This is a genomic window from Cypionkella aquatica (assembly GCF_030161095.1).
GTDB lineage: Bacteria > Pseudomonadota > Alphaproteobacteria > Rhodobacterales > Rhodobacteraceae > Cypionkella > Cypionkella aquatica.
Genome location: NZ_BSPP01000007.1, coordinates 689,748 through 714,439, shown reverse-complemented (window position 1 = coordinate 714,439; position 24,692 = coordinate 689,748). Strand labels below are relative to the sequence as shown.

The window sequence follows — 24,692 nt, the reverse complement described above, 5'->3', positions numbered from 1 at the left end:
AAGCCGCAAGAATTGGCATTGAAGATGAGACGCGGGTAACGAGCAAGGTTGGATCACAATGCGGCTACGTCTGAAAACGATGTCAGAGGGAATTGGTTCCTGATCATCGAACTCGAGCAAATCGAGAATAGCGAGATTCGGCCAAAATCAGGAATATGGGGCCAAATAACGTGACAAAGGTGGTTGTCCTGCGCCATCAGCTTTTCAGAAGTGATAGTTAATAGAGCGGCAATGCATCGCCTGCCTTCTGCACGAACTTCACCGTCAGTCTTGCGCGGATCGGGGATTGACCTCTCGGCATCTGCCCTCGAAGCGCGCAGCCTGTCCGCCATTTCAGCCCGAAAGCGAGCCTGCGCCTCTTTGTGCCGCAGGGAGGCTTTATGATCAGCAGTTGGCAGGGCGGAAGGGCAGAAAGCCTATCGGTTTCGGCCAGCTTCGGCACTTGTTGCAAAACAAAGAAAAAGCCCATGTTTCCATGGGCTTTTCTGCGGTTCCCGAAGGTCGGACCCAAGGCATAGTCAGCCGATTTGCGCTAACTATGCCCCAATTTACAGACAGTTTCTTACAAACTCAGCTGCACCCGCTCGTGCCGCCGCAAGTGTTGCACTTCATGCAGGTGCCGTTTCGCACCAGCGTGTAGTTGCCACATTCGCCGCAGGGATCGCCCTCGTAGCCTTGCATTTTCGCTTTCACCCGCGCGTCCATTGTCACGGTGCCGCTGGCAAGGGCTGTCGCCCCAGCGCCGCTCAGGGAGCGTGCGGTTTCAGGGATCAGCATGTTCAGCGCCGACACCGGATCGGTGCCATTCGCCAAAGCCATCGCCCCCATGCCGCCTTGCAGCGCCACCAGTTCCGACGGCAGGCGCTTGCGCAGATAGCCGGTGGACGAGATTTGCTTCAGCACTTCCAGCCCGCGCGTGGCGGCTTGGTCCGAAAGCTCGGAGATGTTGCGCTTGCCCTCGTCTTCGCCGCGACCCAGATCGTCAAACGACGCCCCGGTGGGTTTGACATGGGCGAGATCGGTACGATCCAGATAGGAAATCGCCAGCTCGCGGAAGATGTAGTCCAGAATAGAGGTGGCGTTTTTCACAGAATCATTGCCCTGCACCATGCCCGCAGGCTCGAATTTGGTGAAGGTGAAGGCCTCGACAAACTCTTCCAGAGGCACGCCGTATTGCAGACCAACCGAGACCGCGATGGCGAAGTTGTTCATCATGGCGCGGAAGCCTGCGCCTTCCTTGTGCATGTCGATGAAAATCTCGCCCAAGGTGCCGTCGCTGTATTCGCCGGTGCGCAGATAGACCTTATGGCCGCCGACGATGGCTTTTTGGGTGTAGCCCTTGCGGCGCTCCGGCAGCTTGTCGCGGTTGGTGCGGATGATATCTTTGTAGATGATTTTCTCGACGATCTTCTCGGCCAGCACGGCAGCTTTTTCTTGCGCCGAACCGGTGGCGAGAATTTCTTCTGCCTCTTCATCATCTTCCACCAAAGCCGAAGCCAAGGGTTGCGACAGTTTCGAGCCATCGCGGTAAAGTGCGTTTGCTTTGATCCCCAGCGAATGGCTGAGTTCATAGGCTGCCAAAGTCTCGGCAATGGTGGCCGAATTCGGCATGTTGATGGTCTTGGAGATTGCGCCTGAGATGAACGACTGCGCGGCGGCCATCATGTGAATATGGCTTTCCACCGACAGATAGCGCTTGCCGGTTTTACCGCAAGGATTGGCGCAATCGAACACAGAATAATGCGCGGGCTTCAGGAACGGAGCGCCTTCCAGCGTCATCGTGCCGCAAACATGGTCGTTCGCGGCATCAATCTGCGCCTTGGTAAAGCCCAGATGGCGCAGCAGATCAAAGCTGGGGTCCACCAGTTTTTCCGCCGGGATGCCGAGGGTTTTCTTGCAGAAATCTTCGCCAATCGTCCACTGATTGAACACAAAGCGGATGTCGAAAGCCGAAGGCAACGCGGCTTCGATCTTTTCCAACTCGCGCGCGCCAAAGCCGTGGCCGACCAAAGCGGTGGTGTTGATGCCGGGGCAATTGCCGATCGAGCCATGACCGACCGCATAAGCCACGATTTCAGCGGCCTGAGAGGTGGAATAGCCCAGCTTTTCCAAAGCGGCTGGCACCGATTGGTTGATGATCTTGAAATAGCCGCCGCCCGCCAGTTTCTTGAACTTGACCAGTGCAAAGTCAGGCTCGATGCCGGTGGTGTCGCAATCCATCACCAGACCGATGGTGCCGGTGGGGGCAATCACGGTGGTCTGTGCGTTGCGGAACCCATGGGCTTGGCCCAAGGTCAGCGCCTCGTCCCACGCCGATTTCGCCAGTGTCACCAGCGTCTGATCCGGACAGTTGGCGGCATCCAAGGCCACAGGATTGACGTTTACCGCCTCGTAGCCCGATGTTTTGCCGTAAGCCGCCGCGCGGTGATTGCGGATCACCCGAAGCATATGCTGAGCGTTGCGGGCATAGCCGCTGAAGGCGCCCAGTTCGCCCGCCATTTCCGCCGAGGTTGCATAGGAAACCCCGGTCATCAGCGCGGTCAAAGCGCCACAGAAAGCGCGGCCCTCGGTGGAGTCATATCCCAGACCCATGTTCATCAAAAGCCCGCCGATATTGGCATAGCCCAGACCCAAGGTGCGGAAATCATAGGACAATTGCGCGATCTCTTTCGAGGGAAACTGCGCCATCGTGACCGAGATTTCCAGTGTCAGCGTCCAAAGGCGCGTCGCGTGGATATAGGCGTCGGCGTCGAATTTTCCATCCTTGAAGAAGGTCAGAAGGTTCATCGAGGCCAAGTTACAGGCGGTGTCGTCAAGAAACATGTATTCCGAGCACGGGTTCGAGCCGCGAATGGCACCGTCTTCCGGGCAGGTATGCCAAGCGTTCACAGTGTCATGGAACTGGATGCCCGGATCGGCGCAGGCCCAAGCGGCATGGCCAACCTGATCCCAAAGATCACGGGCTTTCAAGGTCTTGGCGGTTTTGCCGTCGGTGCGGCGGATCAGCGCCCAATCGGCATCGTCCTTCACAGCGGTCAGGAAAGCATCGGTGACGCGGACCGAGTTGTTCGAGTTTTGACCGGAGACGGTGATGTAAGCCTCGGAATCCCAATCCACGTCATAGGTGGGGAATTCGATGGATGTGAAACCTTGGCGCGCATATTGCAGGATGCGGTTGGTGTAAGTGTCAGGGATCATGGCCTTTTTGGCCGAACGGATCGCAGCTTTCAGGGCCGGATTCTTGACCGGATCAACCGAATCCTCGGCCGAGCCATCCCATTGGCGGATCGCGGTGAAAATCTCGTTCAGTTTCAGCTCATGCGCCTTGGAGCCTGCGACGAGGCTTGCAACCTTTTGTTCCTCAATGACTTTCCAGTTCACAAAGGCTTCGACATCGGGGTGATCCATGTCGCAGATCACCATTTTGGCCGCGCGCCGCGTGGTGCCGCCCGATTTGATCGCCCCTGCCGCACGGTCGCCGATCTTCAAAAAGCCCATCAGGCCCGAAGATTTACCACCACCCGACAACTTTTCGCCTTCACCGCGCAAGCTGGAAAAGTTGGTGCCAGTGCCAGAGCCATATTTGAACAGCCGCGCCTCACGCACCCACAGATCCATGATGCCGCCGTCGCCGACCAGATCATCCTTTACCGATTGGATGAAGCAAGCATGCGGCTGGGGATGCTCGTAAGCGCTACTAGATTTAGTAAGCTCGCCCGTGACGTGATCAACATAGTAGTGGCCTTGGCTTGGCCCATCAATGCCGTAAGCCCAGTGCAGCCCGGTGTTGAACCATTGCGGGCTGTTGGGCGCCGCCATCTGCCGCGCCAGCATAAAGCGCATCTCATCATAATAGGCCTTTGCATCGCCTTCGGTCGTGAAATAGCCGCCCTTCCAGCCCCAATAGACCCATGCACCAGCCAAGCGGTCGAACACTTGTTTGGCCGAGGTTTCGCCAACCAGACGCTGCTCGGGCGGCAGTTTGGCCAAAGCATCCTCGTCAGGAACCGAACGCCACAGGAATTTGGGAATATCACGTTCTCTCACACGCTTAAGCGCCGCCGGGATACCTGCTTTGCGGAAGTATTTCTGCGCCAGAACGTCCGATGCCACCTGGCTCCAGCCCTGAGGCACCTCTACGGCTTCGTTGCGAAACACCACGGTGCCATCCGGATTGCGGATTTCCGACACCGTCGTCGAGAACGCCATCGCGCCGTATGCACCGGTTGCTTCGGTGGTAAACTTCCGCTCGATTTTCATCTGCCTGTCCCATGTTTCGGCGCGGATTCTGCTGAGCCGCGTCCTTGTCAAAGTCTTTCGCCTTGGCTTTTTCCATCTCACCGCAGCCGAAGTTTGGCTGTGCATCCCTATATTTCGGGGCGCGACGGTGAGCTTTGGAAATACACTGGCACACTACATCTTGTGGCCAGTAACGGCGCGTCATCAACTTGTCGTAAATCCGAACAGGCATCAACGGATTTATTGCACCTACCCACAAGATTTTGTGCTTGACCTAAACCCAATGTCTAGCCGTGCCATCACGCCGATGTGAGAAGATGTGTCAGAGCGCATGCGCCTTGTGCTTCATGTGAAATCTTAACAGCCGCAAAAACCCAAGCCGTGCTGCACCTTTGCGCGGTTTGGTTCAGATCGTGTTGCAGCGGGATGATTCCTCCACAGGCTGCAAAGCCAGCGCAAGCCTAGCGTCGATTGATCAGAATGATTCCCGCAGCAACAAAACCGGCCGCCATCATGAGGCCAAAAGACAACGCTTCGTCAAAAATGAAGTAGCCCAAAATTATCGCAAACAGCGGTGTCAGAAACGAAAAGCTTGCGACGGTCGAGGTTGGATAAACCGACAACAGCCACAGCCAAGTGATGAATACACCCGCCACCACCACGCCCGCCTGCAGCACCAGCCAGACCCAATGCATCGCTTGCACATCGCGGATCAGCGGGCCGAAGAGCGGGCTGGCCGCCAACAAGATTGGCCCTGAAATCAACACCATCCAGAACAATTGCGCCTCTGGTCCGGCCTCGCGTAGCCGGGTTTTGCGCGCCAAAAACGCGGTGCCTGCCCAGCCCCAAGCGCCAACCAACGCCAAGATATCGCCTGCAACACTGGCATGGCCTGATGGACTTTTCGACAGAATCGCCCAAGCCGTGCCGATGAAGGCAAGGCCCAGCCCAAACCCACGCTTGGGGGTGATCCGCTCGTTCGGCAGCCAGAAATGTGCGGCAACCGCCAGCCAAAGCGGCATCGAGTAAAAGATAACCGAGGCACGGCCAACAGCTGTCAGATCCAAAGCCATGAAAAGGCAAAGAAACTCGGCCGCGAACACCGCACCGATCGCAAGGCCGGGTCCAAGATCTGCCCAGCGAACCCGATGCCACAAGCCACGGTATTGCAGCCATGCAAACACGAACGCCACCGCCAAAGCCGAGCGTGCGCCAGCGAAAAACACGGGTTGAAGGCCGCGATTGACCTCTTTCACCACGATCTGATTGACCGCCAGCAGCAAAGTCACCGCAATCAGGGCCGCAAGCCCTACCCTGTCCAGTCGCTCTTTGCGCATCTTGATCCTCGTTTTGGCGTCAACCTCTGGCGCACCCGCTGCGAAGTCAAGCCACGCAAAATCGCTGGCAGCACCGCGCGCTTTCCCTTACACGCGGGCCTATTCAGAGGGAGAGCTTTGCCATGACCGACCTGATCTCGCGCGGCGTCGCAAAAGGCTTGCGGATGACCGATCAGCGCCGCGTTGTTGCACGGGTGATTGCAGTGGCCGACGATCACCCGGATGTCGAAGAACTTTACGCGCGTGCCGTGCAGGTTGATCCGAAAATCTCGCTGGCGACGGTTTATCGCACCGTCAAGATATTCGAGGAAGCGGGCCTGCTGGAGCGGCTGGAATTCGGCGATGGCCGTGCGCGCTATGAAGATGCAGAGCGCGACCATCACGACCATCTGATTGATGTGAATACGGGCCAAGTCATTGAATTTGTGGATCCCGAGATTGAGGCTTTGCAAGAGCGGATCGCGGCGCGGCTGGGCTATCGGCTGATCGGGCATCGGCTGGAATTGCTTGGCGTACCGGTCAAGAAGGGATAGATTTTGGCCTCTGATAACCTGCGCGGCATCCTGTTCATGGTGGTGTCGATGGCCCTGTTCGGGCTTGAAGATATGTTTCTGAAAATGGCGGCTGAAAGCCTGCCGATTGGCGAGATCATCTTTATCTCGGGCGTGTTTGGCGTGGTGATCTTCGCGCTGATGGCCTGGCATGAAGGTCGGCCGGTGTTCAATCGTGCTGCGTTGCATCCGGCTGTTTTGGCGCGTGGCTTGGGTGAAATGGTCGGCACATTTGCCTATATCACAGCCCTTGCGACCGTGCCGTTGTCGACGGTGTCGGCTGTGCTGCAAGCCTTGCCTTTGGCGGTGACGATGGCTGCGGCGCTGTTCATGCAGGAAAAAGTCGGCTGGCGGCGCTGGGTGGCAATTGCGGTGGGATTTGCTGGGGTGATTTTGGTGATCAGGCCCGGCTTGGATGGCTTTCGCCCAGAGGCGCTTTGGGTGCTGATCACGGTGATTGGTCTGACCCTGCGCGATTTGATGGCACGCAAAATCCCCGCAGACACTTCAACCGCACAAATCTCGACCTGGGGGCTGATGTCGGTGGCCTTGCTTGGCGCGCTGATGATGGCAGGTTCGGGTGAGGTTGCTGTGCCAACGCTTTGGGAAAGCTATGCTTTGATCGGGGCGCTGGTGTTTGGCACTGCGGGCTATTGGGCGATCATCGGGGCGACCCGGATCGGCGAAGTCTCGGTCGTAGCCCCCTTCCGCTATGTGCGGCTGGTGTTTGCGGTGCTGATCGGGGCGCTGGTTTTCGCCGAATATCCCGATGTCATAACATTGTGCGGCTCGGCGCTTATCGTGGCCTCGGGGCTTTATTCCTTTGCACGCGAGCGCGCCCGCAAACGCGCGCTTTCCTTGAACGCACCCTTGGGCTAAGACGCCCAAGAGAGCACCATTTCCGCCCATTCGGAGGCCAGACATGAGCACGATCATTGATATCCACGCCCGCGAGATTCTCGACAGCCGCGGCAACCCCACTGTAGAAGTTGATGTGCTGCTGGAAAGCGGCGCGATGGGCCGCGCGGCGGTGCCATCGGGTGCCTCGACCGGCGCGCACGAGGCGAATGAGCGCCGCGATGGCGACAAATCGCGCTACATGGGCAAGGGTGTGCTGGAGGCTGTGGCCGCCGTCAACGGCGAGTTGGCCGAAGAAATTGTCGGCTTTGATGCAACCGAGCAAGTCGGCATCGACCGCACCATGATCGAATTGGACGGCACGCCGAACAAATCGCGTCTGGGCGCAAATGCCATTCTTGGCGTGTCTTTGGCTGTGGCCAAGGCAGCGGCAGAATTCACCGGCCAGCCGCTGTTCCGCTATGTCGGCGGCACCTCGGCGCGGATGCTGCCAGTGCCAATGATGAACATCATCAACGGCGGCGAACATGCTGATAACCCGATTGATATTCAAGAATTCATGATCATGCCGGTTGGGGCTGCGAACGTGAAAGAGGCCATTCGGATGGGCTCGGAAGTGTTCCACACCCTGAAGAAAGAGCTGTCTGCGGCGGGCCATAACACCAACGTGGGTGATGAGGGTGGCTTTGCGCCCGGTCTGAGCTCGGCGCGTGACGCTTTGGATTTCATCCTGAAGTCGATTGAGAAGGCCGGCTACAAACCCGGCGAGGATATGTTCCTTGCGCTGGATTGCGCGGCCACCGAATACTTCAAGGGTGGGCGTTATGAGATGAAGGGCGAAGGCAAATCGCTGTCCATCGAAGAAAACGTCGATTTTCTGGCTGGTCTGGCGGCGGATTATCCGATCATCTCGATCGAAGACGGCTGTTCCGAGGATGACTGGGCGGGCTGGAAGCTGCTGACCGACAAATTGGGCAGCAAGATCCAACTGGTGGGCGACGATCTGTTCGTGACCAACCCGCGCCGTCTGGCCGAGGGCATCAAGCAGGGTGTGGCCAACTCGATGCTGGTGAAGGTCAACCAGATCGGCACTTTGACCGAGACGCTGCAAGCCGTCGATATGGCGCACCGTGCGCGCTATACCAATGTGATGTCGCACCGCTCGGGCGAGACCGAAGACAACACCATCGCCGATCTGGCAGTGGCGACCAACTGCGGCCAGATCAAAACCGGGTCGCTGTCGCGCTCGGACCGGATGGCGAAGTATAACCAACTGATCCGGATTGAGGAAATGCTGGGCGAAACCGCTGAGTTTGCGGGACGTTCAATCCTGCGCGGCTAAGGTTTTTCGCTGATCTTTCAGGCCACGCAGGGCGATGCTTTGCGTGGCTTTTTCATGCGCTGCCACAGTCCCCAAGCCGCCCCGGACTTGATCCGGGGCCTCATGGTGTAAGGTGAGGCCCCGGATCAAGTCCGGGGCGGCGGGGAGAGCGCGCGGGCGGGCGCTAGATTGTGCGCAGCAAACGGTTGGGGCGGAAATCGCCAAGCAGGGGGTGATCGCCCTGCCCTGTGATCTCGGCGGCCAAAGCCTCACCCGCCAAGGCCGAAAGCGTCACACCCGAGTGCATCACGGCTAAACTCAGCCCCGGCAACACGGCCCCGATCAGTGGCAGGCCGTCGGCGGGCACCGGGCGGAAGCCAAGGGTGAAACGGTCCAATTCCAGATCGGGCGCGTTAAAGCGGGCGCGCAGGCGGTGCAGCGTGGCGTCTGCCATGGCCTGCGGGTTGGCGATGGATTCGGATGCATCGGCTTGGTGGTTGACGATGCCGGGGGCAAGGATGGCACCGCTGGCGTCTTGGCGGATTTCCTGATCCGGCGTCACCAGAATGTGGTTGATGCGCCATGTGACGGGTTTGGTGTAGACCATGATGCCGGGGCGGGTCAGCATCGGCAGATCAAGGCCAAGCGGCGCCAAGAGTGCGGGCGACGCCACGCCCGCGGCAAGAACGGTATGGTCAGCGGTGAACGGGCCAATTGCTGTGCGCGCGCCTTTGATCTGGCCTGCGGCCTCGATCAGCGATTTCGCGGCGATGCCACTCAGAACCTTTGCGCCAGACGCTGCGAGCAAGGCGCGGGTCAGCGCTGCGGGGTCAACCGAACCTTCGGCGGCGATGTGCAAGGCTTGCGCAGGGGGATTGGCGACACGAGGCTCTAACGTGGCGATTTCGGCTTGGGTCACGGCTTTGGCTGCATAGCCGAGCGCGGCAAGTTCGGCGGCTTTGGTCTCAAAATCCGCGCCTTGCTGCTCAAACCACAGGGTGCCTTGCCAGTTTGGCGCGGCATCGGGCAGCAGATGGGCAAGGCGGTGATGCGCGGCCATTGCGGCCACCCGCAAGTGATGATGCGCCGGGTTCTCGTAAAAACTCGCATTGATCCAGCCAAAGCTGCGGCCAGAGGCGGCGCTGGCGGGGGTTGCGGCGTCAAGCACCGTCACTTGCGCGCCGTGGCGGGCAAGGTGAAAGGCAAGGCTGGCACCGATGATGCCTGCGCCAATGATCAGGACGGATTGTGCCATCTGGCCCCCCTTTGGTGGCAAATTGGCACGGCGCTGGGGCGGGGGAAAGGGGCTTGCATGGGCAATGGCGCTGCGACAGATTGCAGGTATGAATCACAAGAGCTTTGTTTCTAATCTTGCGCCCGAGGTGAAGGCGCGTCTGCAGATGCGGTCAGATCGGGCGGGTTTGCGGCATTTGGCGGGGCATCTGGGCGCTATTCTGGGGGTTGGCGCGCTGATTTCTTCGGGTGTGCCGGGTTGGTGGCTTTTGCTTCCCGTTCAAGGCGTGTTGATCGTGTTTCTGTTCACGCTGGAGCATGAGGCGACGCATAAGACGCCGTTTGCGTCCGAGCGGTTGAATGAGGTCGTCGGGCATCTGTGCGGGTTTCTGCTGCTTTTGCCGTTTCAGTGGTTTCGCTATTTTCATCTGGCGCATCACCGCTGGACCAATCAACCGGGCAAAGACCCCGAACTTGCGGGCGAAAAGCCGAACCGGATTGCGGCTTGGCTCTGGCATGTCTCGGGTCTGCCCTACTGGAGTGCCGAGGTGCGGCTGCTGATTGATCTGGCGCGCGGGCGGGCCGGGGGCGCATATCTGCCCGCCAGCGCCCTGCCCCGGATTGTGGCCGAGGCGCGCTGGATGCTGGCGGGGTATGCGCTGGTTTTGGCGTCATTGCTGATAAGCCCGCTGCTGTTCTGGGTCTGGCTGTTGCCGGTGCTTTTGGGCCAACCTGCGCTGCGGCTGTATCTGCTGGCCGAGCATGGCGACTGCCCGCAGGTGACGAATATGTTCGAGAACACCCGTACCACCTTTACAACCGCCGCGATGCGGTTTCTGGCGTGGAACATGCCCTATCATACCGAGCATCACGTCTATCCGGCGGTGCCGTTCCACCAATTGCCCGCGTTGCACCAGATCATGCAGGATGAATTGCGGGTGACGAGCCAAGGCTATGCGGCGTTCACCAAGGCTTATCTGACGCGGCGAATGTAACCCACACAAGTTAGCCGTGGCGCGGGGCTTGGCGTGAAGGTAGCAAAGGCGCATGGAAAACGTGCCCCCCAAGAATGAAGACTCGCTGCGTGGCTTTGGCTTTGCGCTGACTGCTTATCTTTTGTGGGGGTTTTTGCCGATCTTCATGAAGGCGGTGGCGCATATCTCACCGGCTGAGGTGATCGCGCATCGGGTGATTTGGTCGATCCCGATTGCTGGTGCAGTTTTGTGGGCGACGGGGCGGACGGCGGATCTGTGGCGGGCGTTGCGCACGCCCAAAATGCTGCTGATGGGATTCGCGACTGCGGCGCTGATCTCGGTCAACTGGGGGATTTATGTCTGGTCGATTGGCGCAGGGCATGCGCTGGACGCGGCTTTGGGCTATTACATCAACCCGCTGTTTTCGGTGTTTCTGGGGGCAATGTTGTTGGGCGAACGCCTGAGTGCGGCGCAGAAATGGGCGATTGCGCTGGCGGCTTTGGCGGTGGTGGTGTTGACGATCGAGGCGGGCAGATTGCCGGTCGTGGCCTTGGGGCTCACGGTCACTTGGGGCATTTATGCTTACCTGAAGAAGTCGCTGCCGATTGGGCCGAATCAAGGGTTCTTTCTTGAGGTTCTGATTCTGCTGCCCTTCGCGATTGGCTATGTGATCTGGGCCGAGGTGACGGGAAGCAGCCATTTCATGGCGGGGGTAACCTCGGACACCGTGTTGCTGCTGGCCTGTGGATTGGTGACGGCGGTGCCGCTGATGATCTATGCCAATGGCGCGAAACTGCTGCGGCTGTCCACCATCGGCATCATGCAATACATTGCGCCCACGATGATCTTTCTGACGGCAGTGTTCGTGTTTGGCGAGCCATTTGGCCGTGGCAAGATGATCGCCTTTCCCATGATCTGGCTGGCTTTGGTGATCTATACGACCTCTTTGGTGCAGCAAGCGCGGGCGGCGGGCAAGTAAATCGCGGCTCTTTTGGCGGCTGATCGCGGCTGATTTTGTCCCAGCTGGGACAAATCTCTGTAGGTTGCGATTTTGAAAAGGAGACCCACTAAATATGGGGCAAGGTTACGGTCGGCTGATCTGACCACCACCGACGGCTGCGGGAACGCCCGTCGTGCTGGGGCAAGATGTTGGCAGGCCGTAGGCGACGCGGGCGGCAAGATAGGCGAAGGCTTGCGCCTCTAGCATATCGCCGTTCAGGCCTGCGGCCTCAATCGGCTCTACCCTGCACGGCATCCGTTGGGCCAGCTGCGCCATCATCGCGGCATTGTGGCGACCACCGCCCGCGACCAGCAAACGGGTGATCGGTTGCGGAAAATGCTCGGCGGCGCGGGCGACAGAGGCTGCGGCAATCCCGGTCATTGTGGCTGCGGCATCGGCGTTTGAGAGTTTATGGGTTTTCTTAAAGAAGGCGTGGAAGTCATTGCGATCCAAGGATTTTGGCGGGATCTTGTGAAAATAAGCCTGCGCGAGAAAGGCTTTCACCAAGGCCTCATCAACCCGCCCATGCGCAGCCAAGGCACCGCCCGCGTCCTGCGCCAGACCAAGGCGCACCTGCATCAGATCATTGATCGGCGCATTGGCGGGGCCGGTGTCAAACGCCAGCAACGCGCCGGGGGAGTCCGGGCTGGGCTGGCTGGGGTCGATCCAGGTGACATTGCCGACGCCGCCAAGGTTCAGGATCGCCAGCGGTTCGGTGGCCTGTATCCATTTGGCACAGGCAAAGTGAAAGAACGGCGCCAAAGGCGCGCCCTGCCCGCCCATCTGCACATCGTTCGAGCGGAAATCCCACACCACCGGCAGGTTCAGCGTTTGCGCCAGAAGTGCGCCGTTTCCAGCCTGATGCGTGCGGCCATGCGCCGGATCATGCGCCAGTGTCTGGCCATGAAAGCCGATCATCTCGGCACCTGTAAAACGGCTGAGCACCTCGGCATGGGCGGTTTCCACCACTTCGGCGGCGGCGGCCACGGCCAGATCCCCCGGCCATTGCCCCAAAGCTTTGCGGATCGTTGTTTGCTCGGCGGTTGAATAGGGGCGGTAGGCGTCGGGGCCGAACTCGACAATCACATGACCGTCGGTGCGCAGCATGGCGGCATCCACACCGTCCAGCGAAGTGCCCGACATTGTGCCAAGCACCCAGATCGCCCCGTGTTTCGCCATCTTCCCCTTGGCCCCCTCGCCCGCTATACCCTGCGAACCTTAAAGCATGAGTGTGCCATGACCTACCATCCGAAATCTGATTTCATGCGTGTGATGTTCGAGCGCGGCTTCGTTGCCGATTGCACGGATTATCAGTCGCTTGACGAGGCTTTGATCAAAGGCGTGGTGCCTGCTTATATCGGCTATGACGCGACGGCAGCCAGTCTGCATGTCGGGCATCTGATGAATATCATGGTGCTGCGCTGGCTGCAAAAGACCGGGCACAAGCCGATCACGCTGATGGGCGGCGGCACCACCAAGGTCGGTGATCCGTCTTTCCGCGCAGAAGAGCGCCCGTTGCTGACGCCCGCCAAGATCGACGAGAATATCGCCGGGCTGAAAAAGGTTTTTGCGAAATACCTGTCCTACGGCGACGGGGCCAGCGATGCGGTGATGCTGAACAATGCCGAATGGCTGGACCATCTGAATTACCTTGATTTCTTGCGCGACATCGGGCGGCATTTCAGCGTCAACCGCATGTTGTCGTTTGAATCGGTGAAATCCCGGCTGGACCGCGAGCAGTCGCTGTCTTTCCTTGAATTCAACTACATGATCTTGCAAGCCTATGATTTTCTTGAAATAAACCGCCGATATGGCTGCATCTTGCAGATGGGTGGATCGGATCAATGGGGCAATATCATCAACGGTATTGATCTGACCCGCCGCGTGCTGGACCATGAAATTTACGGGCTGACCACGCCGCTTTTGACGACGTCGGATGGGCGCAAGATGGGCAAATCGGCCAGTGGTGCTGTCTGGTTGAACGGCGATATGCTGTCGCCCTACGAGTTCTGGCAGTTCTGGCGCAACACCACCGATGCCGATGTCGGCAAATTCCTGAAGATCTTCACCGAGCTTCCGGTAGAGGAATGTGACCGTCTGGGCAGCCTGTCGGGGTCCGAGATCAACGAGGGCAAGATCATCCTCGCTAACCTTGCCACCACGCTTTTGCATGGTGCCGAGGCGGCAGCGGCCGCAGAAGCCACCGCGCGCGAAGTGTTTGAAAAGGGTGGCGTGGGCGATGATTTGCCAACATTGCGGGTCACGGCGTCCGAGTTGACCGAGGGGCTTGGCATCGTGCAGTTGTTCGTGCGCGCCGGACTGGCCGCCACCGGCAAAGACGCCAAGCGCCTTATTCAGGAAGGTGGCGCGCGGATGAATGACGAGGTCGTCACCGATGCCGGCCTGCGCGTGGGCGCCGGCATGTTGGCAGAGCCGCTGAAGCTGACGGCGGGCAAAAAGCGGCATGCCTTGGTCTTGCTTGACTAAACCACCCCTGCGGCCTTGACCTCGCGGGTCTTGGCCAAATCAGGGCTCTGCGGCTCCAGCTTTTTGGGGCTCCAGGTTTCTGGGGCGGCGATGATTTCACAATGGTAAAAATATTCCCGCCGGAGGCTCCTGTCGTTACCGCGGATGCCTCCGGCGGGAATATTTAGGCCAATGTGAAACTGCGCAGAGACAGGCTTGGCAGGTTTCAGACAAGAAAAAGGGGGCCGGACTGGCCCCCTTTTGCGTTTATCTGGCAATGATCACGCCGAGCTTATTCCTGCACGGTGACTTTGGTCATCACGTCCGGGGTCGATGGCGGTTCGCCGCGTTGGATCGCATCGACGACATCCATGCCTTTGATCACTTTGCCAACCACAGTGTATTGGCCGTTCAGGAAATCACCCGGCGCGAACATGATGAAGAACTGGCTGTTGGCAGAATCGGGGTCAGAGGACCGCGCCATGCCAACCGTGCCACGCGCAAACGGCACATCGGAAAATTCGGCCGGAATGTTGGCCATATCCGAACCACCCGTGCCCGCCATCGCCGTGTCGCCACCCGCTTTGCCAAATTGCACATCGCCGGTCTGCGCCATGAAGCCGTCGATCACGCGGTGAAACACCACGCCATCATATGCGCCTTTTTGCGCCAAAGCGACGATCTGAGCCACATGCTTCGGCGCGTCTTTGGTATCAAGATCAATCACGATCTCGCCCTTGGCCGCACCCGAAACCTCGATCACCAGATTCGGACCCGGGCCGTCGCCTTCGGCAAAAGCCGGGGCGGCGGTCAGCAGCAAAGCCGCAAGGATGTTACGCAACATCAGCAGCCACCCGCACGGTGATCATACGGTCGGGGTTTGCTGGCGGCTCGCCCTTGGTGATTTTGTCGACATGCTCCATGCCTTTGATCACGCGGCCATAAACCGTGTATTGGCGGTTCAGGAAGTGGTTGTCGGAAAAGTTGATGAAGAACTGGCTGTTGGCCGAATTCGGGCTGGACGAGCGTGCCGCACCGATGGTGCCACGGTCATGCGGGATGCCAGAAAATTCTGCCGGAAGATCAGGATGCTCTGACCCGCCGGTGCCTGCGCGGCGCAGGTTGAAATCGCTTTCCATATTGCCATTGGCGACATCGCCGGTCTGCGCCATGAAGCCGTCAATCACGCGGTGAAAGCAGACGTTGTCATAGGCTTTCGCACGGGCAAGGGTTTTCATCCGCTCGACATGTTTCGGCGCGATCTCGGGCAGCATTTCCAGCACGACCTCGCCATCTTTCAGGGTGATGATGATGGTGTTTTCCGGGTCTTTGATCTCGGCCATAGGGCGCATCCTTCTTTTGATCTGGGGCGGAAAGTAACCATCCATGGGCAGAAGGGGAAGGGCTTTAGGTTGACGAATGTGTCAGATCGGCGGAAACAGTTGCAAACAGTTATGGAGGCATCAATGGCCTGGAAGACTATCGACGATATGGCGCTGGCGGGAAAGGTCGTTTTGACCCGTGTGGATATCAACGTGCCGATGGAAAACGGTCAGGTCAGCGATGCGACGCGGATCGAGAAGATCGCTCCCACGGTCGAGGATTTGATCGCGCGCGGCGCGAAGGTGGTGCTGCTGGCGCATTTTGATCGGCCCAAGGGCAAGGTCGTGCCAGAGATGAGCCTGATCCATGTGAAACCCGCGTTGGAGGCGGCTTTGGGTCGTCGCGTGGTGTTTGCCAGCGATTGCATCGGCGATGCCGCGAAGGCCGCGATTGCCGAGGCGGCGCAGGGCGATGTGGTGTTGTTGGAGAACACCCGCTTTCACGGTGGTGAAGAAAAGAACGATTCAAAACTGGCGGCAGAGATGGCGGCTTTGGGCGATATGTTCGTCAATGATGCCTTCTCGGCGGCACACCGCGCGCATGCGTCGACCGCTGGGATTGCGGCCTTGCTGCCCTCGGCTGCGGGGCGGTTGATGGAGGCCGAGTTGAAGGCGCTTGAGGCCGCTTTGGGCGATCCGGTGCGGCCTGTTGTGGCTGTTGTTGGGGGGGCGAAGGTCTCTACCAAGCTGGAACTGCTGGGCAATCTGGTCGGCAAGGTTGATCATCTGGTGATCGGTGGCGGTATGGCCAATACGTTTTTGGTCGCCCAAGGCATTGAGGTCGGCAAATCCTTGGCCGAGCGGGATATGGCCGCGACGGCGCTTGAGATCATTGAGAAGGCCAAGGCTTCGGGCTGTGTGATCCATCTGCCCGTTGATGTGGTGGTGGCGCGGGAATTCAAGGCGGGGGCTGCAAATGAGACGGTTGGCGTCAAGGATTGCCCCAGTGATGCGATGATTTTGGATGCGGGGCCGAAGACTGTCGCGGCGCTTACTAAGGTTTTTGAGGGCTGCAAGACCCTGATCTGGAACGGGCCGCTTGGGGCGTTTGAGATTGAGCCGTTCAATATGGCCACCAATGCGGCGGCGATGGCTGCGGCACGGCTGACGCGCGAGGGGAAATTGGTTTCGGTCGCGGGCGGCGGTGATACGGTTGCTGCGTTAAATCAGGCCGGGGCTGCGGCGGATTTCACCTTTATCTCGACCGCCGGCGGCGCGTTTCTGGAGTGGATGGAGGGCAAGACTTTGCCGGGGGTTGCAGCGCTGGGCTAGCTGTCCACGCGCGGACACAGGCCGCGTTTATGACAAATCAACGGGTTAGCATGGGGTCATTCATATCCTGTTAACCCATTGATTGGCAGCCCTGCGCCCTGCCCTTGCGCGTGCGATGCCGCCTGGCCCTTGCGCGCACCATCTGCGGCACCCGCGGGGGGCCAGATGCCATTTGGCGCGCGGTTTCAGAGTGGGCGCTGAAAGTTCTGGCTTATCTGACCGCCGCTTTGCATGATCAGGCCAAGTTTGTGGGAGTGGTTTATGGCGATCTGGGCTTTGGTGACGGGGGCCTCGGAGGGCCTGGGGCGGGAGTTTGCGACGCTCGCGGCCAAGGATGGCTTTGATGTCATTCTGACCGCACGTTCGGTCGAAAAACTGGAAGCCCATGCCACCAGCCTGCGCCGCGCCTATAATGTTGCAGTTGAGGTCATCCCCGCCGATCTGACCGATCCTGTCGCGGTGGAACGGCTGTGGGATCAGGCGAGCGCGGGCCGCCAGATCGGGATTTTGGTGAACAATGCCGGACTGGGCCGCAATGGCGATCTGGCCGAGGCCGAGGGCTGGCCGCGCGAGGCCGATAGTATCGCGGTGAATATCATTGCCGCGACGATCCTTTTGAAACGGGCGGCGGCGCATATGAAGGCGCATAACTCGGGCGGGATATTGAATGTGGCCTCAACTGCCGGGTTCATGCCGGGGCCGCATATGGCGGTGTATCACGCCAGCAAAGCCTATCTTCTTAGCCTATCAGAAGCGGTGTCTGAAGAATTGCGCGGCACGGCTGTGACGGTGACAGCGCTGTGTCCCGGCCCGACCGCGACGCAGTTTTTCGCGTCCGACGGGGCAGAGAAGAAAACCCTGATCACTCGGTTGCCGATGCCCTCCGCCGCAAGTGTCGCACAGGCGGGCTGGGCTGCGATGGTCAAAGGTCGGCGGGTGAAAGTGGTGGGGATCAGCAACAAGATCTTTGCGTTTTTCCCGCGCCTTGCCCCCCGCCGTCTGGTGGCCTTTTCAGCGGGAGTTTTCCTGAAACGCCGCTGGTAAGCCTCTGTTAGCGCAACCAATATTGCGCCACGCCCCGAACCTTTCTACCACGAAGCTAACCTTTCCCGGATGGAGTATAAGATGCGCGCGACCAAAGCTGTTCAGAAGATCCTTGCCAATTACGAAGGCGAAACCCCCGGCGTGAAGGCCAATCTGTGCCGGATGCTGATGGAGGGTAAACTGGGCGGCACCGGCAAGATGATCATTCTGCCAGTCGATCAGGGCTTTGAGCATGGGCCTGCGCGCAATTTCGCGGTCAATCCGGCGGGTTATGATCCGCATTACCACTACCAGCTGGCGATTGACGCGGGCTTGAACGCTTTTGCCTCACCCTTGGGGATGCTGGAAGCGGGCGCGGACACCTTTGCCGGGCAAATCCCGACGATTTTGAAGGTGAACTCGGCCAACAGCCTGATGAGCGATACGGCGGGCAAGAATCAGGCGGTGACGGCAAGCGTCGATGATGCGTTGCGGTTGGGCTGTGCGGCGATTGGCTTTACGATCTATCCGGGGTCGGACATGCAGCTGGATATGTATGAAGAAATCGTCGCCATGCGCAAAGAGGCTGCGGCCAAGGGTGTGGCGACGGTGATTTGGTCGTATCCGCGCGGTGAGGCGATCACCAAAGACGGCGAAACCGCGATTGATGTGGCCGCTTATGCGGCGCAGATCGCGGCGCTGCTGGGCGCGCATATCATCAAGATCAAGCTTTCGACCGATCATCTGATGCTGCCAGAGGCGAAGAAGGTCTATGAAGCACAGAAGATCGACGTGGCAACCCAAGCCGCGCGGGTGAAGCATTGCATGGATGCAAGCTTTGCGGGCCGTCGGATTGTGGTGTTCTCGGGTGGCGCTGCCAAGGGTGAGGATGCGGTGTATGACGATGCCCGCGCGATCCGCGATGGCGGCGGCAATGGATCTATCATCGGGCGGAACAGCTTCCAGCGTAAGCGCGAGGATGCTTTGGCGATGCTGTCGAAGCTGGTCGATATCTACAAGGGCAAAGCCTGATGCGTTTGGCCCCTGCGCTTGCGGTTCTGCTGTGGGTTGCGGGGGCCGCTGCCGCCCAAGAGACCGAGGCCCTGCCACCGGGCTATCCGCCGAAATTGGGCGGTGCTGCGGGGCAACTCGGTGATACATCGGTCGCTTGGGAGTTTTTCGATTTCTCAATCGGGGCGTTTGATGCCTCGGCCTGGGTGGACCGCGATTACAACAGCGGCACGGTGCGGCTTCATTTGATGGGCTATGCGCCGGGCAAACCCGATGACACCCGCAACCGGCTGTTGGCGCAGGGCGATTTCGGCAAGGCGTTTCATACTGGTGCTGCAGAGATGCCGCTGGTCGAGGTGTTGCAGGGGTCTGACGTGGATGGGCCAAAGCTGACCTCGAAGGGGCAACGGGCCGAGATTGTGGTCGAAAGCATTGGTCCACTGCCCGAAAACAGCTATCTGCGGCATGTGACGGGACGGCTGACGGCGCGGGTCTGTCCGCAGGATTGGCCGCTCAAATCATGCCAGACGATTGCGCTGCAGTTTGAGACCGATGTGCAGATGGGCAGCGCTGTTGCGGTAACGCCTTAGGCTGTGCGCCGTTGCGTTTTTTCATTTCATCGCTGCAGGTTATGTGGCAAGATGGCCAAACGAATTGCCCCCGATCAGAGGGGCGAACGTTGAGGCGAGACAGATGATCCAGACCCAATCCCGGCCAGCCTTTGGCGGCATGTTGTTTTTGATGGCAACCTTCACCTTGGGCAGTTATTTCGCCTTCGCGGCGATCCAAGGCGATTACGGCGTGTTCCGCCGGGTGCAGATCAACGCGGAAGCGGCGGATTTGCGGGCCGAGCGGGATCAGTTGGCGGCAGAGCTGTCGCGCACCCGCAACCTGACCAAGCGGCTGTCGGACGATTATCTGGACGTTGACTTGTTGGACGAGCAGTTGCGCGATGTTTTGGGCTATTTGCGCGCCGATGAGGTTGTTATTCGGTAAGACATGGTGCGGGATATCACGCACCCTACGGCTGTTGGGCTGGTGAAGCCTCCGGCGGGGATATTTTAGCAGAGAGGATGACCTGAGCGCGCGCCTGTATGAGGCGGTGCGCTATTGTTTGCAGGGGTTCTCTGCGGCATTCGTTTTTCGTTTTGCGTTGTTTCTCCGATGCGGTATATATGGTTTAACACTAAACTATATTTGCAACGTTACGGGAGGACGCCGCTTTGGCAACGAAGAAAGCCCCTGAGAAATCAAACGTCTCGAAGGAGGAACTGCTGAAGTTCTACCGCGAGATGCTGCTGATCCGCCGATTCGAGGAAAAGGCCGGCCAGCTTTATGGCATGGGTCTGATCGGTGGTTTTTGCCATTTGTATATCGGCCAGGAAGCCGTGGTTGTGGGGCTAGAGGCCTGCACCAAGGAAGGTGACAAGCGGATCACCTCGTATCGCGATCACGGCCATATGCTGGCTTGCGGGATGGACGCCAATGGCGTGATGGCCGAATTGACCGGACGTGAGGGCGGCTATTCGCGCGGCAAGGGCGGCAGTATGCATATGTTCAGCCGCGAAAAGCATTTCTACGGCGGGCATGGCATTGTGGGCGCTCAGGTGCCTCTGGGCGCGGGGCTTGCGTTTGCCGATAAGTACAAGGGCAATGACAATGTGACCTTTACCTATTTCGGCGATGGTGCGGCGAACCAAGGTCAGGTTTATGAGACCTACAACATGGCAGAGCTTTGGGCGCTGCCGGTGATTTTTGTGATTGAAAACAACCACTACGCAATGGGGACTTCGCAGGCTCGGTCTACGAAATCCGAGACTTTGTTTGGCCGTGGTCTGGCTTACGGTATCCCCGGCGAGCAGGTTGACGGCATGGATGTGCTGGCGGTCAAGGAAGCGGGCGAGAAGGCCGTGGCGCATTGCCGGGCTGGCAAGGGGCCGTATATTCTTGAAATGATGACCTATCGCTATCGTGGCCATTCGATGTCGGATCCGGCGAAATATCGCACCCGCGAAGAGGTTGAAAAGATGAAATCCGAGAAGGATGCCATCGAACATGTGCGCGATCTGCTGTTGAACGCTGGGCTTTCGTCGGATGAAGAGCTGAAGGCGATTGATAAGTCGATCAAGGAAGTTGTGAATGCCTCGGCTGAATTCGCCAAGGCCAGCCCGGAGCCCGCGTTGAGCGAGCTTTGGACCGATATTTACGCCTGAGGGGAGAGAACCATGGCAGTAGACGTATTGATGCCGGCGCTTTCTCCGACGATGGAGGAAGGCACCTTGGCCAAGTGGTTGGTCAAGGAAGGCGATGTGGTGAAATCCGGGCAGATCATTGCCGAGATTGAAACCGACAAGGCGACGATGGAGTTTGAGGCGGTGGATGAGGGCATTGTGGGCCGGATTCTGATCGCGGAAGGCACTTCGGGCGTGAAGGTCAACACAGCAATCATGGTGTTGGTTGAGGCGGGCGAGTCGGCGGATGCGGCGCCTGCCCCTGCGGCGGCACCGGTCGTGGCGGCGGCACCTGTTGCTGCTGCGGCGGCGCCTGTTGCGGCTGCTGCAGCGGCGGCCCCGGTGGCTGTGGTGTCGAAAGCCAGCGCGGATTGGCCGGAAGGCACCCCGATGAAGACCATGACCGTGCGCGAGGCTTTGCGCGAGGCGATGGCAGAAGAAATGCGCGCCAATCCGGCTGTGATGCTGATGGGCGAGGAAGTTGGCGAGTATCAGGGCGCTTACAAGATTTCCCAAGGCTTGCTGGACGAATTCGGGCCTAAGCGCGTGGTGGATACGCCGATCACCGAGATGGGCTTTACCGGCATTGCAGTGGGCGCGGCTTGGGGCGGTTTGAACCCGATTGTGGAGTTCATGACGTTTAACTTTGCGCTGCAAGCCATTGATCATCTGCTCAATTCTGCCGCCAAGACCAATTATATGTCGGGTGGTCAGTTGGGTTGCCCGATCGTGTTCCGGGGTGCCAATGGTGCGGCGGCACGGGTTGGCGCGCAGCACAGTCAGGATTTCACCGCTTGGTATGCGGCAATTCCGGGCCTGAAAGTGGTGTCGCCCTATTCGGCGGCGGATGCCAAGGGCTTGTTGAAGCAGGCTATTCGGGATCGTAACCCGGTGATCTTCCTTGAAAATGAGATCATGTATGGTCAGTCTTTCGAAGTGCCCGATCTGCCGGATTTCACCATCCCATTCGGCAAGGCACGCATCTGGCGTGAGGGCACGGATGTGACCATCGTGTCGTTCAGCATTGGCATGAAGTATGCGCTGGAAGCCGCTGATTTGCTTGCGAAAGAAGGCATCTCGGCCGAGGTGATTGATCTGCGCACCCTGCGCCCGATTGATTACGATACCGTGCTGGCTTCGGTGCAGAAAACCAATCGCTGTGTGACGGTGGAAGAAGGCTTCCCGGTTGGGTCCATCGGCGACCATCTGGCCAGCACGATCATGCAGCGGGCGTTTGATTATCTGGATGCGCCGGTAATCACCTGCACGGGCAAGGATGTGCCGATGCCTTATGCGGCCAACCTTGAAAAGCTGGCTTTGGTGACGACTGCGGAAGTGGTCGCTGCCGTCAAATCTGTTTGCTACCGTTAAGGAGGGGATGATGGCGATTGAAATTCTGATGCCCGCGCTTTCTCCGACGATGGAGGAAGGCACCCTTGCCAAATGGTTGGTGAAGGAAGGCGATGTGGTGAAATCGGGTCAGATTCTGGCCGAGATTGAAACCGACAAGGCGACGATGGAGTTCGAGGCGGTGGATGAAGGCACGATTGGCCGGATTCTGGTGGCGGAGGGCACTGCGGGCGTCAAGGTGAACACGGCGATTGCGGTGTTGCTTGAGGATGGCGAGTCTGCGGATGCGACGCCTGCCCCGGCCAAGGCTGCGGCCCCGGCTGCTGCGGCGGCGGCTCCGGCAGCGGTGGCTGCGCCGAAAGCGGCGGGGGCTGCGCGCGTGTTTGCGTCACCTTTGGCGCGGCGTATTGCGGCGGAAAAAGGCTTGGATTTGGCCTCGGTTCAGGGATCTGGCCCGCACGGCCGGATCGTGCGCGCCGATGTTGAGGCGGCGAAGGCGGGTGCTGCGGCGCCGGTTGCGGCTGTCGCGGCCCCTGTGGCAGAGGCGAAGGCGGCTGTTGCCCCGGCGATGGCCTCTGGTCCGTCGACGGAAGTGGTGCTGAAAACCTATGCAGACCGCCCGTTTACCGAAGTGAAGCTGGACGGGATGCGCAAGACCATTGCCGCGCGTCTCACTGAGGCCAAGCAGACCGTGCCGCATTTCTACCTGCGCCGCGATATCGAGCTGGATGCGCTGATGGCGTTCCGGGCCGAGTTGAACGCCAAGCTGGAAGGCCGGGGTGTCAAGCTGTCGGTCAATGATTTCGTGATCAAGGCCTGTGCTTTGGCGTTGCAGCAGGTGCCCGCGGCCAATGCGGTTTGGGCTGGCGACCGGGTGTTGCAGTTCAAGAAGTCTGACGTGGCCGTGGCTGTGGCGATTGAGGGCGGCTTGTTCACCCCAGTGCTGCGCGATGCCGAGGCGAAATCCTTGTCGGCACTGTCCGCCGAGATGAAGGATCTGGCCAAGCGCGCGCGGGATCGGAAATTGGCCCCGGCAGAATATCAGGGCGGCAGTTTTGCGATCTCGAACCTTGGCATGTTCGGCATTGATAACTTTGATGCGATCATCAACCCGCCGCATGCCGCGATTTTGGCGGTAGGGGCCGGGGTTGCCAAGGCGATTGTCAAGAATGGCGCTGTGGTGGTTGGCACGGTGATGTCGGTGACATTGTCGGTGGATCACCGGGTGATTGACGGGGCTTTGGGGGCGACTTTGGTCAATGCGATCAAGGACAATCTGGAGAATCCGCTGGCAATGCTGGCGTGATCTGAGGCACAGAAAAGCCCGCCGAGCGTGATCTCGGCGGGCTTTTTCTATCAAGCGTTGTTTTGCGCGGGAATGCCGCGCGGGGGTTTCACACCCCCGAACCCCCGTGGGATATTTCCAAACAGATGAAATAAATTTTAGATAAGTTTTACGCGGTTTTAAGGCGTTAAATTTCGCCCGCGATCAACTGATCCATCGTAACCGAGGGCTGCGCGCAGCCGGCCTCGCCCACAACGCGGGCGGGCACGCCTGCGACCGTGGTGTTATGCGGCACATCATGCAGCACGACCGAGCCTGCCGCGATGCGCGAGCAGTGGCCGACGTGGATATTGCCAAGGACCTTGGCCCCTGCCCCAATCATCACGCCATCGCCGATCTTCGGGTGGCGGTCGCCATCTTCTTTGCCGGTGCCGCCAAGCGTGACAGAATGCAGCATCGACACGTTATCGCCGACCACAGCGGTTTCACCAATGACGATGGAATGGGCGTGGTCGATCATGATGCCGCGACCGATGCGGGCATTGGGGTGAATATCGACGCCAAACACCTCGGACACCCGCATTTGTACGAAATACGACATATCCTTGCGGCCATTTTGCCAAAGCCAATGGCCGATACGATAGGCTTGGATGGCCTGATAGCCTTTGAAGAACAGGATTGGCTGGATGAAGCGCAGGCAGGCCGGGTCACGATCAAACACCGCTGTCACATCGGCGCGGGCGGCTTGGCCAAGGTCCGGGTCCGAGGCATAAGCCTCATCCGCGATTTCGCGCAGGATCTGTTCAGACATCTCACCGCTGGCAAGTTTCAGCGAAAATCGATAGGCCAAAGCGCGTTCGAGGCTGGAATGGTGCAGCAGCGAAGAGTGGATCAGGCCACCCAGCAGCGGTTCTGCCCGCAGCATATCGAACGCCTCTTCGCGCACACGGCGCCAGACAGGATCAAGAGAGCTGATTTTTGCGCTGGTTTCGGCCATGTTAAATCTCCTGCTGCCAGAGATATTAGCATATGGCGCGCGTCTGCAACAGTGCCAAGGGGGGATTTTGCTATTTCGCGCAGGCAGCCTGTTTGCGTGCGGCAAGGCTGCTTGCGACCAGCGCCAAGGCCTGCAGGAAACCGGCGGAGCCTTGATTGCTGC

General features: G+C 59.3%; 21 protein-coding genes. 14 read left to right on the top strand and 7 right to left on the bottom strand.

Annotated elements, in window-relative coordinates:
• Positions 1 to 570 precede the first annotated feature (570 nt).
• Together QQJ98_RS12035 and QQJ98_RS12030 are read right to left on the bottom strand one after the other, a co-directional pair.
• Positions 571 to 4,260: a vitamin B12-dependent ribonucleotide reductase gene (locus QQJ98_RS12035; RefSeq protein WP_284325565.1), complete on the bottom strand. Its 3,690-nt coding sequence runs from the start codon at positions 4,258 to 4,260 to the stop codon at positions 571 to 573.
• Positions 4,261 to 4,700: 440 nt separating this feature from the next.
• Positions 4,701 to 5,576, bottom strand: a complete 876-nt coding sequence (locus QQJ98_RS12030; RefSeq protein ID WP_284325564.1) for a DMT family transporter — start codon at positions 5,574 to 5,576, stop codon at positions 4,701 to 4,703.
• A gap of 122 nt (positions 5,577 to 5,698) precedes the next feature.
• Here QQJ98_RS12030 and QQJ98_RS12025 point away from each other — a divergent pair, with 122 nt between their 5' ends.
• From QQJ98_RS12025 to eno, 3 genes are read left to right on the top strand one after another with little or no spacing between them, the layout of a single operon-like run.
• Positions 5,699 to 6,109, top strand: a complete 411-nt coding sequence (locus QQJ98_RS12025) for a Fur family transcriptional regulator (protein WP_284325563.1) — start codon at positions 5,699 to 5,701, stop codon at positions 6,107 to 6,109.
• Positions 6,110 to 6,112: 3 nt separating this feature from the next.
• On the top strand, positions 6,113 to 7,006 hold the full coding sequence (locus QQJ98_RS12020) for a DMT family transporter (RefSeq protein ID WP_284325562.1): 894 nt from the start codon (positions 6,113 to 6,115) through the stop codon (positions 7,004 to 7,006).
• 43 nt (positions 7,007 to 7,049) lie between these two features.
• A complete protein-coding gene (gene eno, locus QQJ98_RS12015; RefSeq protein ID WP_284325561.1) occupies positions 7,050 to 8,327 on the top strand; it encodes a phosphopyruvate hydratase in 1,278 nt (425 codons plus the stop codon).
• 163 nt (positions 8,328 to 8,490) lie between these two features.
• Here the strand turns inward: eno and QQJ98_RS12010 are convergent, their stop codons facing one another.
• Positions 8,491 to 9,561: an NAD(P)/FAD-dependent oxidoreductase gene (locus tag QQJ98_RS12010; protein ID WP_284325560.1), complete on the bottom strand. Its 1,071-nt coding sequence runs from the start codon at positions 9,559 to 9,561 to the stop codon at positions 8,491 to 8,493.
• Positions 9,562 to 9,649: 88 nt separating this feature from the next.
• On the opposite strand from QQJ98_RS12010, the gene QQJ98_RS12005 reads away from it, so the two are divergent.
• Entirely contained in the window at positions 9,650 to 10,534 is an 885-nt protein-coding gene (locus QQJ98_RS12005) for a fatty acid desaturase (RefSeq protein WP_284325559.1), read from the top strand.
• A gap of 52 nt (positions 10,535 to 10,586) precedes the next feature.
• The gene (rarD, locus tag QQJ98_RS12000) at positions 10,587 to 11,492 is read left to right on the top strand and encodes an EamA family transporter RarD (protein WP_284325558.1); all 906 of its coding nucleotides are present in this window, start codon (positions 10,587 to 10,589) and stop codon (positions 11,490 to 11,492) included.
• Between the two features lie 105 nt (positions 11,493 to 11,597).
• Here rarD and QQJ98_RS11995 read toward each other — a convergent pair whose 3' ends face one another.
• Positions 11,598 to 12,692 (bottom strand): anhydro-N-acetylmuramic acid kinase, encoded by a 1,095-nt coding sequence (locus QQJ98_RS11995; protein WP_284325557.1) that lies wholly within the window; start codon positions 12,690 to 12,692, stop codon positions 11,598 to 11,600.
• Between the two features lie 57 nt (positions 12,693 to 12,749).
• Here QQJ98_RS11995 and tyrS point away from each other — a divergent pair, with 57 nt between their 5' ends.
• The gene (tyrS, locus tag QQJ98_RS11990) at positions 12,750 to 14,000 is read left to right on the top strand and encodes a tyrosine--tRNA ligase (protein ID WP_284325556.1); all 1,251 of its coding nucleotides are present in this window, start codon (positions 12,750 to 12,752) and stop codon (positions 13,998 to 14,000) included.
• A gap of 271 nt (positions 14,001 to 14,271) precedes the next feature.
• Here the strand turns inward: tyrS and QQJ98_RS11985 are convergent, their stop codons facing one another.
• Both QQJ98_RS11985 and QQJ98_RS11980 read right to left on the bottom strand, forming a co-directional pair.
• On the bottom strand, positions 14,272 to 14,823 hold the full coding sequence (locus tag QQJ98_RS11985; RefSeq protein WP_284325555.1) for a peptidylprolyl isomerase: 552 nt from the start codon (positions 14,821 to 14,823) through the stop codon (positions 14,272 to 14,274).
• Positions 14,813 to 15,322: a peptidylprolyl isomerase gene (locus QQJ98_RS11980; RefSeq protein ID WP_054008635.1), complete on the bottom strand. Its 510-nt coding sequence runs from the start codon at positions 15,320 to 15,322 to the stop codon at positions 14,813 to 14,815. Before QQJ98_RS11980 ends, QQJ98_RS11985 begins: the two co-directional genes overlap by 11 nt.
• Positions 15,323 to 15,445: 123 nt before the next feature.
• Between QQJ98_RS11980 and QQJ98_RS11975 the strand changes: the two genes are divergently transcribed.
• The 8 genes from QQJ98_RS11975 (at position 15,446) to QQJ98_RS11940 (ending at position 23,554) form a co-directional block, all read left to right on the top strand.
• Positions 15,446 to 16,633 (top strand): phosphoglycerate kinase, encoded by a 1,188-nt coding sequence (locus tag QQJ98_RS11975; protein ID WP_284325554.1) that lies wholly within the window; start codon positions 15,446 to 15,448, stop codon positions 16,631 to 16,633.
• Between the two features lie 261 nt (positions 16,634 to 16,894).
• Positions 16,895 to 17,677 (top strand): SDR family NAD(P)-dependent oxidoreductase, encoded by a 783-nt coding sequence (locus tag QQJ98_RS11970; protein ID WP_284325553.1) that lies wholly within the window; start codon positions 16,895 to 16,897, stop codon positions 17,675 to 17,677.
• An 81-nt stretch (positions 17,678 to 17,758) separates the two neighbouring features.
• Positions 17,759 to 18,688 (top strand): class I fructose-bisphosphate aldolase, encoded by a 930-nt coding sequence (locus QQJ98_RS11965; protein ID WP_284325552.1) that lies wholly within the window; start codon positions 17,759 to 17,761, stop codon positions 18,686 to 18,688.
• Positions 18,688 to 19,257, top strand: coding sequence for a hypothetical protein (locus QQJ98_RS11960; RefSeq protein ID WP_284325551.1), 570 nt, complete (start codon positions 18,688 to 18,690; stop codon positions 19,255 to 19,257). The genes QQJ98_RS11965 and QQJ98_RS11960 overlap by 1 nt, the downstream gene beginning before the upstream one ends.
• A 103-nt stretch (positions 19,258 to 19,360) precedes the next feature.
• Complete coding sequence (locus QQJ98_RS11955) at positions 19,361 to 19,663, top strand: FtsB family cell division protein (RefSeq protein ID WP_284325550.1); 303 nt, start codon at positions 19,361 to 19,363, stop codon at positions 19,661 to 19,663.
• Positions 19,664 to 19,890: 227 nt separating this feature from the next.
• Positions 19,891 to 20,880, top strand: a complete 990-nt coding sequence (gene pdhA / locus QQJ98_RS11950; protein ID WP_284325549.1) for a pyruvate dehydrogenase (acetyl-transferring) E1 component subunit alpha — start codon at positions 19,891 to 19,893, stop codon at positions 20,878 to 20,880.
• A gap of 12 nt (positions 20,881 to 20,892) precedes the next feature.
• Complete coding sequence (locus tag QQJ98_RS11945; protein ID WP_284325548.1) at positions 20,893 to 22,269, top strand: pyruvate dehydrogenase complex E1 component subunit beta; 1,377 nt, start codon at positions 20,893 to 20,895, stop codon at positions 22,267 to 22,269.
• 10 nt (positions 22,270 to 22,279) lie between these two features.
• On the top strand, positions 22,280 to 23,554 hold the full coding sequence (locus QQJ98_RS11940; RefSeq protein WP_284325547.1) for a 2-oxo acid dehydrogenase subunit E2: 1,275 nt from the start codon (positions 22,280 to 22,282) through the stop codon (positions 23,552 to 23,554).
• A gap of 166 nt (positions 23,555 to 23,720) precedes the next feature.
• Here the strand turns inward: QQJ98_RS11940 and cysE are convergent, their stop codons facing one another.
• Entirely contained in the window at positions 23,721 to 24,530 is an 810-nt protein-coding gene (cysE, locus tag QQJ98_RS11935) for a serine O-acetyltransferase (RefSeq protein ID WP_284325546.1), read from the bottom strand.
• Positions 24,531 to 24,692 lie beyond the last annotated feature (162 nt).